The organism is Streptomyces anulatus (assembly GCF_014650675.1).
In the GTDB taxonomy this organism is placed as follows: Bacteria; Actinomycetota; Actinomycetes; order Streptomycetales; family Streptomycetaceae; genus Streptomyces; species Streptomyces anulatus.
This window is the reverse complement of the sequence record NZ_BMVK01000005.1, coordinates 525,631-542,031: the sequence shown is the minus strand read 5'-3', so window position 1 is coordinate 542,031 and position 16,401 is coordinate 525,631. Positions and strand designations below refer to the sequence as shown.

The 16,401-nt window shown below is 72.6% G+C and carries 11 protein-coding genes and 1 riboswitch; of the genes, 3 read left to right on the top strand and 8 right to left on the bottom strand.

Annotated elements, in window-relative coordinates; all coding sequences use genetic code 11:
* Positions 1 to 65: 65 nt before the first annotated feature.
* From IE272_RS16475 to metE, 4 genes are all read right to left on the bottom strand, one after another.
* Entirely contained in the window at positions 66 to 1,457 is a 1,392-nt protein-coding gene (locus IE272_RS16475; RefSeq protein WP_190007168.1) for a lysine N(6)-hydroxylase/L-ornithine N(5)-oxygenase family protein, read from the bottom strand.
* 70 nt (positions 1,458 to 1,527) lie between these two features.
* A complete protein-coding gene (locus IE272_RS16470; RefSeq protein WP_190007167.1) occupies positions 1,528 to 3,105 on the bottom strand; it encodes a pyridoxal phosphate-dependent decarboxylase family protein in 1,578 nt (525 codons plus the stop codon).
* 308 nt (positions 3,106 to 3,413) lie between these two features.
* Positions 3,414 to 4,379, bottom strand: a complete 966-nt coding sequence (locus IE272_RS16465) for an immunity 49 family protein (RefSeq protein ID WP_190007166.1) — start codon at positions 4,377 to 4,379, stop codon at positions 3,414 to 3,416.
* A 126-nt stretch (positions 4,380 to 4,505) separates the two neighbouring features.
* Positions 4,506 to 6,830, bottom strand: coding sequence for a 5-methyltetrahydropteroyltriglutamate--homocysteine S-methyltransferase (gene metE / locus IE272_RS16460; RefSeq protein WP_190007165.1), 2,325 nt, complete (start codon positions 6,828 to 6,830; stop codon positions 4,506 to 4,508).
* A gap of 165 nt (positions 6,831 to 6,995) precedes the next feature.
* Positions 6,996 to 7,209, bottom strand: a riboswitch (cobalamin riboswitch).
* 323 nt (positions 7,210 to 7,532) lie between these two features.
* On the opposite strand from metE, the gene IE272_RS16455 reads away from it, so the two are divergent.
* Positions 7,533 to 7,730 (top strand): hypothetical protein, encoded by a 198-nt coding sequence (locus IE272_RS16455; protein ID WP_007460715.1) that lies wholly within the window; start codon positions 7,533 to 7,535, stop codon positions 7,728 to 7,730.
* Between the two features lie 64 nt (positions 7,731 to 7,794).
* On the opposite strand, the gene cobF is transcribed toward IE272_RS16455, so the two are convergent.
* Positions 7,795 to 8,628, bottom strand: coding sequence for a precorrin-6A synthase (deacetylating) (gene cobF, locus IE272_RS16450; protein WP_056697870.1), 834 nt, complete (start codon positions 8,626 to 8,628; stop codon positions 7,795 to 7,797).
* 109 nt (positions 8,629 to 8,737) lie between these two features.
* Between cobF and lplAB the strand changes: the two genes are divergently transcribed.
* Both lplAB and IE272_RS16440 read left to right on the top strand, forming a co-directional pair.
* Positions 8,738 to 9,802, top strand: a complete 1,065-nt coding sequence (gene lplAB / locus IE272_RS16445) for a lipoate-protein ligase LplAB (protein WP_050357404.1) — start codon at positions 8,738 to 8,740, stop codon at positions 9,800 to 9,802.
* Positions 9,803 to 9,910: 108 nt separating this feature from the next.
* Positions 9,911 to 11,560: an FAD-dependent monooxygenase gene (locus IE272_RS16440; protein ID WP_190007164.1), complete on the top strand. Its 1,650-nt coding sequence runs from the start codon at positions 9,911 to 9,913 to the stop codon at positions 11,558 to 11,560.
* 90 nt (positions 11,561 to 11,650) lie between these two features.
* Here IE272_RS16440 and IE272_RS16435 read toward each other — a convergent pair whose 3' ends face one another.
* The 3 genes from IE272_RS16435 to IE272_RS16425 form a co-directional block, all read right to left on the bottom strand.
* A complete protein-coding gene (locus IE272_RS16435) occupies positions 11,651 to 13,264 on the bottom strand; it encodes a molybdopterin-dependent oxidoreductase (RefSeq protein WP_190007163.1) in 1,614 nt (537 codons plus the stop codon).
* Positions 13,265 to 13,388: 124 nt separating this feature from the next.
* Complete coding sequence (locus IE272_RS16430) at positions 13,389 to 15,611, bottom strand: NADP-dependent isocitrate dehydrogenase (protein ID WP_056697880.1); 2,223 nt, start codon at positions 15,609 to 15,611, stop codon at positions 13,389 to 13,391.
* A 104-nt stretch (positions 15,612 to 15,715) separates the two neighbouring features.
* On the bottom strand, positions 15,716 to 16,369 hold the full coding sequence (locus IE272_RS16425; RefSeq protein ID WP_050357808.1) for a response regulator: 654 nt from the start codon (positions 16,367 to 16,369) through the stop codon (positions 15,716 to 15,718).
* Positions 16,370 to 16,401 lie beyond the last annotated feature (32 nt).

Here is a 16,401-nt window from a genome sequence, read left to right as displayed (position 1 = left end):
ACACCCCCGCCCCGGGCCGCACGGTGAACCCCACCGCGCGGCCCGCGGCCGTTCCGGGACCGTCGTCACCGTCGTTCTTCGGCCGGACGTGACGCGGTGTCCCGGTCGTCACGGTCCCGCGCGCCGAGACCGAACGTGGTGAAAGCCGTCCGTTCGGGCAGCGGGTAGAACTCCTTGCCCGTCAGCGTGTTGACGATGACGGCGGAACGCCAGGCGGCCAGGCCCAGGTCCGGTGTCCCGACGCCGTGTGTGTGCCGCTCGGCGTTCTGCACGAAGACGGAACCGGCTATCTCCGGTGCGAGGACGAGCCGTTGGGCCGCGTCGACCTGCGGACGCCCGGTCTCGTCGCGGACGATGTACGGGTCGAGAGCGGCGAGCAGCAGGTCGACGGGGCGCTCCCGGTATCCGGTGGCGAGGACGACGGCGTCCGTGACGAGGCGGCCCCGCGCCTCCTGCTGGCCGTGCTCGACGCCCAGTTCGATGCGGCCCGCCTCGGTGACGGCTGCGCCGGTGACCTCGATGCCGGGGGTGAGGGTGACATCGGGCCAGCCTCCGCCGAGGCTGCGCCGGTACAGCTCGTCGTGGATGTCCCCCAGCGTGTCCCCGCTGACGCCCTTGTACAGCTGCCACTGGCGGGGCAGGAGCCGGTCCCGGGTGGCCTGCGGAAGTCCGTGGAAGTAGCGGGTGTAGTCGGGGGTGAACTGCTCCAGGCCGATCTTGCTGTACTCCATGGGCGCGAACGCGGGCGTACGGGCCAGCCAGGTCAGCCCCTCCGCCCCCTCGGGCCGGGACCGCAGCAGGTCCAGCAGGACTTCGGCGCCCGACTGGCCCGAGCCGACGACGGTGATGTGGCGGGCGGCCAGCAGCCGGTTCCGCTGGGAGAGATAGTCCGCGGAGTGCAGGACCGCGGCGGCCGGGTCCTGGACCAGCTCCCGCAGCGGTTCGGGGACGTGCGGGGCCGTGCCGACGCCGAGGGCGAGGTTACGGGCGTGGGTGAGCCCGGTCGTGAGCGTCTCCCCGTCGGGACCCAGCCGGGTGAACTCCACGGCGAACGCGTCCTGTCCGGGGTCCCAGGCCACCGTGTCGACCCGGTGGCCGAAGCGGGTGGCGGGGAGTTCGGTGCTCACCCAGCGCAGATAGTTGTCGAACTCGGTGCGGTGGATGTGGAAGTGCTCGGCGAAGTAGAACGGGAAGAGCCTGCGGCGGATCTTGAGGTAATTGAGGTAGGACCAGGGGCTGGTGGGCTCGACAAGGCTCACCAGGTCGGCCAGGAACGGGACTTGGAGCGTCGCGCCCTCGATGAGCAGCCCGGGGTGCCAGTGGAAGGCGGCGCGCTGCTCGTGGAAGGCGGTGCGCAGCCCGGGGACGCCGTCGGCGAGCGCGGCGAGCGAGAGGTTGAAGGGCCCTGCCCCCACCCCCAGCAGATCGAGGGGCGGCGTGCGCGGTCCGGGTGTCATCGGGTTCCTCCGGCGGGGGTCGCTGGGGCGGCGGGGGGTCGTCCCGGGCGCGTCGTACGCATCGTCGGCGTCATGGCGACAGCCTTTCCGCCGCAGGGTCATCGGTATCTTCGGCCCCCGGGGCTTCGGTCGCTGCACGGTCCGCGTCGGCTCCGGTAACCACACCGTCCGCCTCGGCTTCGGTCGCGGCACGGTCCGCCGCCGCCGTGACGAGGTCGAGCAGCGGCAGCAGCTCGGCCGCCGCGGCGTCCGGGTGCAGCAGTGTGGCCTTCAGCCAGAGGCGGCGCCGGCCGTCGCCGTCCTCCGCCTGCGCGCGGCCGAGGACGGCGCGCCCCTCGGCGAGCAGGGTGCGGCGGACTGCGGCGACCACGGCGTCGCCCGCCTCGTCCGGCAGCGCGTCGGCCACCGTCGGGCGGAACAGTACGGTGCTGATCCCGATGTCGCCGGGGCGGCGGCGCAGTCCGGGGCGGGCGTCGACGGCCCGGCCGAACTCGTGGGCCGTGCGTACGCAGTGCTCCACCAGCTCGCCGAGTCCCCGGCGTCCGAGCGCCCGGAACGTGACCGCCATCTTCAGGGCGTCGGGGCGCCGGGTGGTGCGGATCGAACGGCCCAGCAGGTCCGGGAGCCCGGCCTCGGTGTCGTCGTCGGCGTTGAGGTAGTCGGCGCGCAGCGACAGCGGTGCGAGCATCCCGGCGTCCGCGACGGCCAGCACTCCGGCGGCTACCGGCTGCCAGCCGAGTTTGTGCAGGTCGAACGTTACGGAAGCGGCGTGCTCCAGGCCCGCGAGGAGCGGGGCGAGCCGTTCGCTGAACAGCAGCGGACCACCGTAGGCGGCATCGACGTGGAGTCGGGCCGCGTGCCTCTCGGCGACGCGGGCGATCTCCGGGAGCGGGTCGATGCGCCCCTCGTCGGTGGTTCCGGCGGTGGCGACGACCAGGAGCGGCGCCCCGGCGAGGGCGGCCAGGGCGTCGTCGAGGGCGGCCGGGTCGATCCGGCCGCCGCGGCAGGCGACGACCACGGGGGCGGGCAGACCGAGCATCCACGCGGCGCGGTGGACGCTGTGGTGGGCGTTGGCCCCGGTCACCACCCGAAGGGTGCCGGGGACGGCTCGTTCCCGGGCGAGCAGCAGGGCGACCAGGTTGGACTCGGTGCCGCCGCTGGTGATGAGGGCGTCGGGGGCGGGGGCCGTCGGGTGGATGAGCCGGGCCAGTGCGGCCGTGGTCAACTCCTCGATCACCCCGGCGGCGGGTGCCTGGTCCCAGGAGTCCATGGAGGGGTTGAGGGCCGCCCCGGCCAGGTCCGCCGCGACGGCCACGGCGAGCGGCGGGCAGTGCAGATGGGCGACGCAGGCGGGGTCGGCCGGATCGGCGGCCCCTTCCGCGACCGCGCGGACCACATCGCCGAGCGCGGCCTCGGGACCGACGCCCTCCTCCGGCAGGACCGGGGCACAGCGGGCGAGCGTGCTCAGGGCCACGACCTCGGGCCCCCCGGCGGGCAGCGGTCCGCCCCGGGCCGGGGCGGCGTCCTCCAGCGCGTCCAGGACGATCGCGGTGAGGGCCCGTAGCCGACCCGGCCCGTGCGCACCGCCCGCGACGAGGCCTTCCCGAGGACCCGCCGGGCCCGGAATCGGCGGCGTACCGTCGCTCACACCCCACGCTCCACGGGGAGTTCGCAGGACGGCAGGCCCTGAGCACGCGGCATGGCGAAGCCCTTCGGTCGGGGTGCGCGGCGGGGTCGTGCGGGAGGGGCGCCCGCGCGCGGGGCGGCTCCGGTCACGGAAAGATCCACAACCGGGTATTCGCTGGTTAGGCTAACCTAACTCCGACCGTGCGCAGGAATGGCCTCCGGCCGGACGGGCGATCCACCGACATCCGAACTGCCGTTCCGACGAACGCAGTCGGGGCGGACCGGCGCCGGGGTTCCGCGCCGGGAGGACGCACCGCCGGAGCACAGTCGCTACTTCGCGTACCAGCCGCCCAGGTTGTTCGTGCGCGACTCCCCGGCCCGTCGCAGCGCATCGGGGGTTCCCAGCAGTTCGGGCGGCAGATAGCCGGAGCGGAGGCCGAGTTCCCACCCGTGCGCCTGCACCGCGAGCGCGGCCAGGGCGAGGGCGTGGAGCGGCAGCAGGGTTCGGGGCGCGGGGTCGGGGCCCACGCTCGCGCGGTGGCCGACGAGCCGGGACGCCAACGCCTCCTCGAATGCGGCCTGATCGTCATCGAGGAGCACACGAAGAAGCCGCTGGTCCGGTGTCAGAGCGCCCGAGGCGTCCAACTTCGCTGCGGCGAGCGCGAGTTCGTCGGCGTCCGGCCTGCGGAGGGGAACGGTGGGCCAGTGCCGGGGCTGATGCCCTTCGGCCTCGGCCAGATAGGGGCACAGTGCGTCCATCGCGGCGAGGTCCGTCGGGTCCGAGGCCGAGTCGAGCTTCGAGTACGGCACCCCGTCGTGGATCGCGGGCGCGTAGTCGTTCCGCAGCAGCAGTCCGATCACCCGCTGCCAGTCCCATACGAGCCCGCTGACCAGGGAGACCGCGAACGCGTCGAGCCAGGTACCGGCCGAGGGGGCCTGCCCTCCCCCGAAGCGGACGACGTCGCCGAAGGCTATGTCCTCGCTGGTGAGCGTCTCACCGATGAGGGGGAAGTGCAGCTCCTGGTCGCCGTCGGGGAAGCACCCGACGCTCATCTCCCCCAGGTGGCACTCCGCCGCCGTCCGCAACGCCGAACGCGCGACGTCGTCGAGCAGGGCGTCCGCCGCGACACGGGCGGCCACGTGGTCGAGCAACTCGTCGGCCGTCTCACGCAGCCGCTCGGGCGACGCGTCGTCGTAGCGCATCCCGTGCCACCGCCCCATGGTGCGCCCGCCGATGCCGCTCAGCGCCTCGTCCAGGCGCTGGGCACCCACCTCATGACACGTCACTTCCCGCACGTCCGCCGCCCTTTCGTGATCTTCAAGCCGGAAGCGGCACGCTATCAGCGGGCTCGGACATTCCCGGAGCCGTACGGGCGGGCCCGGTGCGGGAGCGGCGGTGGCCCGCTCCCGCACCGGGCCGGGTCACGCCGCTTCGGTGGGCAGCTCCGCACGGATCGCCCGCGCCGCGGCGACCAGGTTCTCCAGGGAGGCACGGGTCTCGGGCCAACCGCGGGTCTTCAGGCCGCAGTCCGGGTTCACCCACAGCCGTGACGCCGGGATGGCCTCAAGCCCCTTGCGCAGCAGGGCCGCGGCCTCTTCGGTGCTGGGGATGCGCGGGGAGTGGATGTCGTAGACGCCCGGTCCGGCCTCGCGGGGGTAGCCGTGGGCGGCCAGCTCGCGGGCGACCTGCATATGGGAGCGGGCCGCCTCCAGGCTGATGACGTCGGCGTCGAGGTCGTCGATGGCCTGGACGATGTCGCCGAACTCCGCGTAGCACATGTGGGTGTGGATCTGGGTGTCCGGCCGCACTCCTCCGGTGGCGAGCCGGAAGGACTCCGTCGCCCACTCCAGGTACGCGGCGTGCTCGGCGGCCCGCAGCGGCAGCGTCTCGCGCAGCGCGGGTTCGTCGACCTGGATCACCGAAGTGCCGCTCGCCTCCAGGTCGTTCACCTCGTCGCGCAGGGCGAGGGCCACCTGCCGTGCGGTGTCGCCGAGCGGCTGGTCGTCACGGACGAAGGACCAGGCGAGCATGGTGACCGGTCCGGTGAGCATGCCCTTGACGGGGCGTGCGGTCAGCGACTGCGCGTACGTGGTCCAGCGCACCGTCATCGGTTCGGGGCGCGAGATGTCGCCCGCGAGGACCGGCGGCCGTACGTACCGGGTGCCGTACGACTGCACCCAGCCGTGCTGGGTGGCGAGGTAGCCGGTGAGCTGCTCGGCGAAGTACTGGACCATGTCGTTGCGTTCGGGCTCGCCGTGCACCAGGACGTCGAGGCCGGCCTTCTCCTGGAAGGAGAGGACCTCGCGGATCTCGTCCTTGATGCGCTCCTCGTAGCCGGCCTCGTCGATCCGCCCCGCACGCAGGTCGGCGCGCGCGGTGCGCAGTTCGGTGGTCTGCGGGAACGAGCCGATGGTGGTCGTCGGCAGCAGCGGCAGCCCGAGGTGGGCGCGCTGGGCGGCGGAGCGCTCGGTGTACGGCTGGGAGCGGCGGCCGTCCGCGTCGGTGACGGCCGCCGTGCGGGCGCGGACGGCCGGGTCGCGGGTGAGCGCGGCACCGGCGCGGGAGGCCAGGTCGGCGCGGTTGGCGGCGAGTTCGGCCGCGATGGTGTCCGTGCCGCCGGTCAGTCCGCGGGCCAGGACGACGATCTCCTCGGTCTTCTGCCGGGCGAAGGCGAGCCAGCGGGCGATCTGCGGGTCGATGTCGCGCTCGGCGTCCGCGTCCAGCGGGACGTGCAGCAGGGAGCAGGAGGCGGAGACGTCGACCCGGTCGGCGAGGCCGAGGAGGGTGCCGAGGGTGGCGAGCGACTTCTCGTAGTCGTTGATCCAGATGTTGCGGCCGTTCACGACACCGGCGACCAGCCGCTTGCCGGGCAGGCCGCCGGCCGCCGCGAGGTCGTCGAGGTTCCCCGCGCCGGACTCGGTGAAGTCGAGGGCCAACCCGTCGACGGGGGCCTTGGCCAGCACCGTCAGTGCCTCGCCGAGCCGCCCGAAGTAGGAGGCGACCAGCAGTTGGGGCCGGTCGGCGAGGCCGCCGAGCGCGCGGTAGGCGCGGGCGGCGGCGTTCAGCTCGGCCGGGGTGCGGTCCTGGACGAGGGCGGGCTCGTCGAGCTGGACCCATGCGGCGCCCGCCGCGCGCAGGTCGGCGAGGACCTCGGCGTACACGGGAAGCAGCCGGTCCAGCAGGGTCAGCGGTTCGAAGTCCGCGGCCACACCGGGGGCCGGCTTGGCGAGCAGGAGGTAGGTGACGGGGCCGACGAGCACCGGGCGCGGGGTGTGCCCGAGCGCGAGGGCCTCCGCGCATTCCGCGACCTGCTTGGCGGAGTCGGCGGTGAACACCGTGTCCGGCCCCAACTCCGGCACCAAGTAGTGGTAGTTGGTGTCGAACCACTTCGTCATCTCCAGCGGGGCGACGTCCTGCGTGCCGCGGGCCATGGCGAAGTAGCCGTCGAGGGCGTCGGCGTCGACCGCCGCGCGGTGCCGCCCGGGGACGGCGCCGACCATGACGCTGGTGTCCAGGACATGGTCGTAGTACGAGAAGTCACCGGTCGGCACGTCGTGGACGCCGGCCTCGGCGAGCTGCTGCCAGGTCCCCCGGCGCAGCTCGGCGGCGGTCTCCCGGAGGGCGGCCGCGTCGACGCGGCCCTTCCAGTAGCCCTCGATGGCCTTCTTCAGTTCACGGTTCGGACCCTGGCGGGGGTAGCCGTACACGGTGGCCCGTGCTGCCGCGGCTGCGGGCTTCGCTGTCACGTGACTCTCCTTCGCGAGCGTGTCTGCATGACAGACCCCGGGACGGGACGCGGACGCGAAGGGATGACGCGTCGGGCGGACATCGGGACACGTCGAACCGTGTCCGTCCACCTGACGGTTACGCCGACCCGCCCACGAGGTCACCGAGATCTCCGCACGCGAACGGTCGCGTGCGGGCAGCGGGCAGGTCTTCGGACTCGCGGGCACGTCTGCCGGGCAGACACCTAGTGGCCGTCGCTTCCCAGACCCGTCCGGGCCCAGTGCGTATGACGGCGGTCGTTCCCACTCACCGCTGCGGGGCAGTCCCGGATTTCCACCGGGTTCCCTCTTGCGACACCCTGCCTGGCGGACAGGGCGAACCAGCTGCACCGGTCAGCCTAAGGGGACGCCCGGCCCGCGCACACCGTAGTTCACACTTCGGACGGTGACGTGGGACACGGCCGAGCGCATGCCGACTTCGGTTCGGGCTCCCCGGCGATGCCCGCCGCATCGCGCCACACGTCTTCTCCGCCCGTTCGACTGTTCGTCAGCATCCTGCTGACCGCCAGTCAGGTCGGGCGCGTCCACTGGACGTGACAGTGACACAGATGTAACCGAATGGCGTAGGGACTGCGGAACCACCGAGCGTCACAAGCCGTTCTTCTTCCCACTACACGGCCGCCGACCCGCGGCGAGGCCGACCGAGGAAACGGAAAACGCCAGATGAAGAAGACAGTCGGGTGGGCCCAGGACGGCGACGACTGGACGATCACCGTGAACGGCACGCTGTACCGCGCCGTCGAACGGCCGACGGACGGCCGCGTGCACAACTACCTGGTGCACGGCAGCGATCTGACCGCCGAATGCCCCAGCCTGGGACACGGGCTCGGTGTCATCCGGGCGCACGAGTCCCGGGGCTGACACTCCCCCAGGTCCGACGACGAGGTGCGGCGGCCGGGGCCGCCCGCGCCTCGACGCGGACCTTTCAGCGGTTCGTACGGTCCGCGTCGCCCGTGCCATCCGCTCCGACCGCAGCGTCCGTGTCGCCCGGCCCTCGGCGCAGCAGATAGGTGTCCATGATCCAGCCGTGCCGTTCGCGGGCCTCCGCGCGCAGCCGGCTGATCCGGCCCGCCACCTCGTCGAGCGGCCCGGAGACCAGGATCTCGTCCGGGGTCCCGATATAGGCGCCCCAGTGGATCCACCACCCCCTGCCCGTCAGATGGGTGAAGCTCTCGTGACCGTCGAGCATCACGACGAGGTCGCAGTCCTCGGGGAAGCCCTGGGCGAGCCGCCGGCCGGGCGTGATGTGGATGGGGCGGCCGACCCGGTTCAGGGTGACGCGGTGCCGGGCGGCAAGGGCCGAGACGCTGCTGATGCCGGGGATCACCTCGTACCCGAACTCCACCGTTCCCCGCCCGCGGATGTCGTCCAGGATCGCGAGAGTGCTGTCGTACAGGGACGGGTCGCCCCACACCAGGAAGGCTCCGCACCGCCCCGGTGCGAGCTCCTCGATGATCAGGCGTTCGCAGATGTCGGCACGGCGGTGGCGCCAGTCGTGCACCGCCGAGGCATAGCGTCCGCCGTCCTGCTGGGTGCGGTCCCGCCACGGGTCCTCGGCCTCGACGACCCGGTAGGGGCCGGTCAGGTGTTCGTCGAGGATGTCCCGCCGGAGCCGGGTCAGCGCGTCCTTCTCCCTGCCCTTGCCCAGCACGAAGAAGACGTCGGCCCGGCGCATGGCCTTCACCGCGGCGAGGGTCAGGTGGTCGGGGTCGCCGGCGCCCATGCCGATGACGAGGATGTGACGTGGTGCGTCGCTCATGTCGGCCGATCATGCCAGGGGTGCGCGGGATGAACCGGTCCCGCGCATGCGTTATAGACGTTTGTGTCCGGCTCACAACGGGCCGGGACCCGAGGGCGGAGGCATGGCTGTGCACGGTGAGTACAAGGTTCCCGGCGGCAAGCTGGTCGTGGTGGACCTGGATGTGGAGGGCGGGGCGCTGCGGAACGTCCGCGTCGCCGGGGACTTCTTCCTCGAACCCGACGAGGCGATCCTCGCGATCGACGCGGCACTGGAGGGCGCCCCGGCCAACACCGACACGGCCGGGCTCGCGGCCCGGATCGAGGCGGCGCTGCCCGACTCCACGGTGATGCTCGGGCTCAGCGCGGAGGGAGTCGCCGTCACCGTACGCCGGGCGCTCGCGCAGGCCACGGAGTGGAGCGACTTCGACTGGCAGCTGATCCACGAGGCCCCGCAGTCGCCCGCCCTGCACATGGCGCTGGACGAGGTGATCACCGCCGAGGTCGCGGCGGGGCTCCGGCCGCCGACGCTGCGGGTCTGGGAGTGGGACTCCCCCGCCGTGATCATCGGCAGCTTCCAGTCGCTGCGCAACGAGGTGGACCCGGCGGGCGTCGAGCGGCACGGCGTGAACGTCGTGCGCCGGATCTCCGGCGGTGGCGCGATGTTCGCGGAGCCGAGCTCCACCATCACCTACTCGCTCGCCGTCCCGCAGTCCCTGGTCTCCGGGCTGTCGTTCGCCGACAGCTACGCCTACCTGGACGACTGGGTCCTCGAAGCCCTCGCCGACATGGGCATCAAGGCCTGGTACCAGCCGCTCAACGACATCGCCACCGAGGTCGGCAAGATCGCCGGGGCCGCGCAGAAGCGGATGGTCGGGCCGGACGGCGGTCCGGGCGCCGTGCTGCACCACGTGACCATGGCGTACGACATCGACGCCGACAAGATGCTGGAGGTGCTGCGGATCGGGAAGGAGAAGATGTCCGACAAGGGCACCCGGTCCGCGAAGAAGCGCGTCGACCCGTTGCGCCGGCAGACGGGCCTCCCCCGCCAGACCGTCATCGAACGCATGATCGAGTCATTCCGCAAGCGTCACGGCCTCTCCGCGGGGAGCGTGACGGACGACGAACTGGCACGCGCCGAGGAACTCGTACGCACCAAGTTCGGTACGCCGGAGTGGACGGCCCGGGTGCCGTAGGTCCCGCGAGCCGGGGGCGGGGCCCGATCCCCCGGGTGCCGGACATCCGCCGCCGCGCGACGATGAGCGCGGGGCATCGGCCCCGGGGGCTCACGGCGGGAGGCACCGGTGGTGCGCAGCGAGACGACGGACGTGATGATCGCGGGCGCGGGCCCGGTCGGCCTGACGCTGGCCGCGGAGCTGCGGCGGGCGGGGGTGGCCTGCCGGATCGTGGACCGGCTCCCGGCCCGGCTGCCGTTCGCGAAGGCGGTGGGCCTCCAGCCGCGCACCCTGGAGCTCTTCGACCGGATGGGCCTCGTGCGGGACGTGCTGGACGCGGCCGTCCCGATGCGCGGCCAGCTGACGTACGTGAACGGGGTGGCGGAGGGGCGGATCGAGCTCGTACTGCCGCCGGAGGTGCCGTACGGCTTCGCGGCGCTGCCGCAGTACGCGACCGAGCGCGTCCTGGAGGAGTTCCTGGGGCGTTTCGGCACCACGGTCGAGCGTGCCACCGAACTGGTCGCGTTCGACCAGGACGCCGACGGGGTGACGAGCCGGCTGACCACGTCGTCCGGTGGCGAGGAGGAGGTCCGGTCGCGGTTCCTCGTGGGGTGCGACGGGGCGCACAGCCTGGTCCGCAAGGGGCTCGGGCTGTCCTTCGAGGGCGGCGCGTTCCCGGAGGAGTACATGCTCGCCGATGTGGAGGTGGGCTGGAGCCTGCCGCCCGGGTACGGGGTGCGCTCCATGCACCGGGGCGAGGACGGCGCGATCGACGATCTCCTGGTCTGCATCCCGTTGCCGGGGACGGGCCGCTACCGGATGTCGATGCTGGTCCCGCCGGAGCTGTCCGCCGCACGGCAGGCGGAGGCGTCCGGTGCGGCGGGCGGCGACGGGGTGGCCCACGGTCTGGAGGGCGGCACCGCGCCCGCCCTCGCCGACATCCAGAAGGTCCTGGACCGGCTGGCCCCGGAACCGGTCACGGCGTCCGCGCTCCGCTGGTCGTCGGTGTTCCGGATCAGCCACCGCCTGGTGGACCGCTACGGTCGCGGCCGGGTGTTCGTCGCCGGGGACGCGGCGCACATCCATCCGCCGACCGGCGCCCAGGGCATGAACACCGGGATCCAGGACGCCTGCAACCTGGCGTGGAAGCTGGCCCTGGCGGTCGGGGACACGGCGGGGCCCGAGGTGCTCGCCGGTTACGACGCCGAGCGCCACCCGGTCGGTGAGGAGGTCGTCGGGCGGACCGTCCGGCACGCCGCCGAGGGCGTCCAGGCCGATCCGGAGGACCCCGGGACGCTGCTGCTGCGCGAGGCCCAGTTGCTCATCGGCTACCCGGCCAGCCCGCTGGTGACGCCGCTCCCCCTGGGCGACGGGAGCGTGCCGCGCCCCGGCGACCGGGCCCCGGACTGCGGTGGCCTCACGGGCGACATCGCCGCCCATCCGATGCGGCTGTTCGACGTCCTGCGCGGGAGCGGGCACGTCCTGCTGGTGTACGGGACCCACCCGGCGGGCGACACGGTGGCCGATCTCGCCTCGGCGGCACGGGAGTTGACCCACGGTCTGATGGAGGCGCGCTGGATCCTGCCCGCCGACGCGACCGACCCCGCCGGGGCGCCGGTCCCCTTCCACCGTGACGGTCTCGGCGAGTTCGCGCGTCAGTACGGGGCCGGGGAGGGGACGGCTTTCGTGGTGCGGCCGGACGGGTACCTGGGCGCCCGCCTCTGTCCCCCGACGGTTCGGGAGCTGTCGTCGGCGCTCGGGAGGGTCTTCGGCCCGTGAGGCGGGGCGTAGTGCCCCGCCTCGGATGGGTCTTGGTACCCCGCCTCGGATGGGGCTTGGTGCCCGCCCCGGATGGGTCCTGGAGGACGGTCAGTCGACGGTGACCACGACGGAGTGCCAGCCGCTCGCGCCGTCGGGGACGGTCTTGGTGCGCTTCTCGGTCTGGAGCTCGCCGGTGCGGTCGGTGGCGCGGACGGTCAGGGTGTGGCCACCGGGAGTCGCCTTCCAGGGGTAGGACCACTGGCGCCAGGTGTCGACGGTGTCCTGTTCGGCGAGTTGCGCCGGCCGCCAGGGACCGTCGTCCACCCGGATCTCGACCTTCTCGATGCCGCGGTGCTGTGCCCAGGCCACTCCGGCCACCATCACCGTGCCGGCCTCCGGGCGTCCGAAGGGCTTGGGGGTGTCGATCCGGGACTGGGTCTTGATCGGGGCCTTCCGCGCCCACGTGCGTTTCACCCAGTAGGCGTCGTAGTCGTCGAACGTGGTGAGCTCGATGTCCTCGATCCACTTGCAGGCGGAGACGTACCCGTACAGGCCGGGGACGAGCATCCGGACGGGGAACCCGTTGACGAAGGGCAGCGGTTCCCCGTTCATGCCGACGGCGAGCATCGCGTCCCGGCCGTCCATGACGTCCTCGACGGGGGTGCCGAGCGTCATGCCGTCCACCGAGCGGGCGATGATCTGGTCGGCCTCGCCGCCTCGGGACGGCGGCTTGACGCCCGCCTCCTTGAGCAGGTCGGCCAGGCGCACGCCGATCCACCTGGCGTGACCGATGTAGGGTCCGCCGACCTCGTTGGAGACGCAGCAGAGGGTGATCTCGCGTTCGATCAAGGGGCGTTCCAGCAGGTCCTGGTAGGTGAACTCCAGGTCCCGGCGTACGCCCTTGCCGTGGACGCGCAGTCGCCAGGAGTTCGCGTCGACCTTGGGAACCACGAGGGCGGTGTCCACCCGGTAGAAGGAGCCGTTCGGGGTGGTGAAGGGGCTGATGCCGCGGACCCTCAGCTGTGCGCCCGCCGGGATCGGCCGCGCGGGCGAGGCCGGCTTCGGCAGGGTCACGGCCTCGCGGGAGGCGACGGCGTTCTGGCTGCTGCGGCTGTTCAGCGCACGGCCGACGGCGCCGGCCGCGGTGGACGCGGCGGCCGCGGCGGTGGCGGCGATCACGAAGCCCCGCCGGTCCCAGCCGGCCTCGTGCTCCGGCTCGTCGGCCCGTTCGCCGTCCGGCTCGTCACCGGTGTCGCGGTGCGGGCCGGTGAGCCGGCCGATGAGGACGTACAGCAGTACCGCCCCGACGACCGACCCCAGCAGGGACGGCAGACCGTCGGCGAGGCCCGTGGAGTCCGGCCTGCTGATGGCGGCCGACGCGCCGACCACCCCGAAGACCAGCACGGCGGCGGAGCCGGTCCGCCGGTACCGCAGTGCCAACAGGCCGACGGCCAGGGCGAAGAGGGCGAGCGTGACGACGATGCCGAGTTGCAGGACGAGCTTGTCGTCCTCGCCGAAGTTCCGGATCGCCCAGTCCTTCACCCCGGCGGGCGTCCGGTCGATGGCCGCTCCGCCGACCGCTGTCACGGGACTCGCCTCGGGCCTGACGGCGGCGGAGACCAGCTCGGCGACGGCCAGCGAGGCGAATCCCGCGAGCAGTCCGCTCAGGGCGGCGAGCGTGGAGCGGGTCAGGGCGTTCCGGGTGATCCTCACGGTCGTCATTCGGAGCCCCGGACCCCGCGGATTGGTCCTTCACCCGTATGGGCTCCCGAACGCGCCCCGCCCCGGCGGGCGCGAGGCCTGCCGGGGCGGGGCGGTGAGACGGACGGGTCCGCCTCGCATCAGGTCAGGCGAGGGTCGCGATGGCCTGGTTGAACGTGGCGGACGGGCGCATGACCGCCTCGGCCTTGGCCGGGTCGGGCTGGAAGTAGCCACCGATCTCGGCCGGGGAGCCCTGCACCGCGATCAGCTCGGCGACGATGGTCTCCTCCTGCTCGGCCAGCGTCTTGGCGAGCGGCGCGAACGCCTCGGCGAGCTTCGCGTCGTCGGTCTGCCGCGCCAGCTCCTGGGCCCAGTACAGGGCCAGGTAGAAGTGGCTGCCGCGGTTGTCGATGCCGCCGAGGCGACGGCTCGGGGACTTGTCCTCGTTGAGGAAGGTGCCCGTCGCCCGGTCCAGGGTGTCGGCGAGGACCTGCGCCCGCGCGTTGTCCGTGGTGGTCGCCAGGTGCTCGAAGCTGACCGCGAGGGCCAGGAACTCGCCCAGGCTGTCCCAGCGCAGGTAGTTCTCCTTGACGAGCTGCTGGACGTGCTTGGGGGCCGAGCCGCCCGCGCCGGTCTCGAAGAGGCCGCCGCCGTTCATCAGCGGGACGACGGAGAGCATCTTCGCGCTGGTGCCGAGCTCCAGGATCGGGAAGAGGTCCGTGAGGTAGTCGCGCAGCACGTTGCCGGTGACGGAGATGGTGTCCTCGCCGCGGCGGATGCGCTCCAGGGAGAAGGCGGTGGCCTCCTCCGGGGTCTTGATGGAGATGTCCAGGCCGTCGGTGTCGTGGTCGGCGAGGTACGTGGTGACCTTGGCGATCAGGTTGGCGTCGTGCGCACGGCTCTCGTCCAGCCAGAACACGGCCGGGTTGCCGGTGGCGCGGGCGCGGGTGACGGCGAGCTTGACCCAGTCCTGGATGGGCAGGTCCTTGGTCTGGCACATCCGGAAGATGTCGCCGGCGCCGACGGCCTGCTCCAGCACGACCGCGCCGCTCGCGTCGACGACGCGCACGGTGCCGGTGGCGGGGATCTCGAAGGTCTTGTCGTGGCTGCCGTACTCCTCGGCCTTCTGCGCCATCAGACCGACGTTGGGCACGGAGCCCATGGTGGCCGGGTCGAAGGCGCCGTTGGCGCGGCAGTCGTCGATGACGACCTGGTAGACACCGGCGTAGCTGCTGTCCGGGAGGACGGCGATGGTGTCGGCCTCGTTGCCGTCCGGGCCCCACATGTGACCCGAGGTGCGGATCATGGCGGGCATGGAGGCGTCGACGATGACGTCACTGGGGACGTGCAGGTTGGTGATGCCCTTGTCGGAGTCGACCATCGCGAGGGCGGGGCCCTCGGCGAGCTCGGCCTCGAAGGACGCCTGGATCTCGGCGCCGACGCCCGGCAGGGAGTCGAGGCCCTTGAGGATGCCGCCCAGGCCGTCGTTCGGGGTGAGGCCCGCCGCGGCGAGCTGGTCGCCGTACTTGGCGAAGGTGTTCGGGAAGAAGGCGCGGACCGCGTGGCCGAAGATGATCGGGTCGGAGACCTTCATCATGGTGGCCTTGAGGTGCACGGAGAACAGCACGCCCTCGGCCTTGGCGCGGGCGACCTGCGCGGTGAAGAACTCCCGCAGCGCGGCGACGCGCATGACGGCCGCGTCGACGACCTCGCCCTTGAGGACGGGTACGGACTCGCGGAGCACGGTGGTGGTGCCGTCGTCACCGTGCAGCTCGATGCGGAGCGAGCCGTCCTCGGCGATGACCGCGGACTTCTCGGTGGAGCGGAAGTCGTCGACGCCCATCGTGGCGACGTTCGTCTTCGAGTCGGCGGTCCAGGCGCCCATGCGGTGCGGGTGGGCCTTGGCGTAGTTCTTGACGGACGCGGGGGCGCGGCGGTCGGAGTTGCCCTCGCGCAGCACCGGGTTCACGGCACTGCCCTTGACCTTGTCGTACCGGGCGCGGACGTCCTTGGCCTCATCGGTCTGCGGGTCGTCCGGGTAGTCCGGAAGCGCGTAGCCCTGCTCCTGGAGCTCCGCGACGGCGGCCTTGAGCTGCGGGATCGAGGCCGAGATGTTCGGCAGCTTGATGATGTTCGCGCCGGGAGTCCTGGCCAGCTCGCCGAGCTCGGCGAGTGCGTCATCGATACGCTGCTCGGCCTTGAGGTGCTCCGGGAAACTGGCGATGATCCGGCCCGCGAGGGAGATGTCACGGCGCTCGACCGTGACGCCTGCGGTCGAGGCGTAGGCCTCGACGACGGGCAGGAACGAGTAGGTCGCCAGGGCAGGGGCCTCGTCGGTGTGCGTATAGATGATGGTCGAGTCAGTCACCGGGTGCTCCGCTCCACGTCTGCAACATTGCTTGACATCAAGATATCTCTTCACCGTGCCGGGCTCCACAAGGCCCCCGCACGGCTTCACGGACCGTGGGCGCGTCACTGCCCCGGGGCCCGGCCCCCGTCGGTCCGCGACCGGGGCTCGACCAGCCCCGACTCGTACGCGAAGACCACGAGCTGGGCGCGGTCGCGGGCGCCGAGCTTGATCATCGCGCGGCTCACATGGGTCTTGGCGGTGAAGGGGCTGACCACCATGTGGACGGCGATCTCGTCGTTGCTGAGCCCCCGGGCGGCCAGCGCGGTGACCTCCCGCTCACGGCGGGTGAGGGACTCCAGCCCGGGGGCGGTGGAGCGGTCCGGAGGGCGGGCGACGAACTCGCCGATCAGCCTGCGGGTGATCGCGGGCGAGAGGAGGGCGTCCCCCTCGGCCGCGACCCTGATCGCCCGCAGCAGCTCGGCGGGCTCGGTGTCCTTCAGGAGGAAGCCCGCCGCTCCGGCACGCAGCGCCTCGAAGACATAGGCGTCCAGTCCGTAGTTGGTGAGGATGACGACGCGCACCGGGGCCAGGAGGGGGTCGGCGGTGATGGCGCGGGTGGCCTCGATCCCGGTCATCACGGGCATGGTGATGTCCAGGAGCGCCACGTCGGGCGTCTGCTCGCGGACGAGGTGCAGCCCGGCGCGGCCGTCCGCGGCCTCCCCGACGACCTCGATGTCCTCCTCGGCGTCCAGCAGCGCCCGGAATCCGGCGCGCATCAGAGCCTGGTCGTCGATGATCGCGACGCGCA

What these genes read in the sequence shown, in the direction of transcription:
- IE272_RS16455 (WP_007460715.1), top strand. Translation starts at nt 7,533, where the DNA reads ATGAAGAAGACAGTCGGGTGGGCCCAGGACGGCGACGACTGGACGATC.
- cobF (WP_056697870.1), bottom strand. Translation starts at nt 8,628, where the DNA reads ATGAGCGACGCACCACGTCACATCCTCGTCATCGGCATGGGCGCCGGC.
- IE272_RS16425 (WP_050357808.1), bottom strand. Translation starts at nt 16,369, where the DNA reads ATGCGCGCCGGATTCCGGGCGCTGCTGGACGCCGAGGAGGACATCGAG.
- IE272_RS16475 (WP_190007168.1), bottom strand. Translation starts at nt 1,457, where the DNA reads ATGACACCCGGACCGCGCACGCCGCCCCTCGATCTGCTGGGGGTGGGG.
- IE272_RS16435 (WP_190007163.1), bottom strand. Translation starts at nt 13,264, where the DNA reads ATGACGACCGTGAGGATCACCCGGAACGCCCTGACCCGCTCCACGCTC.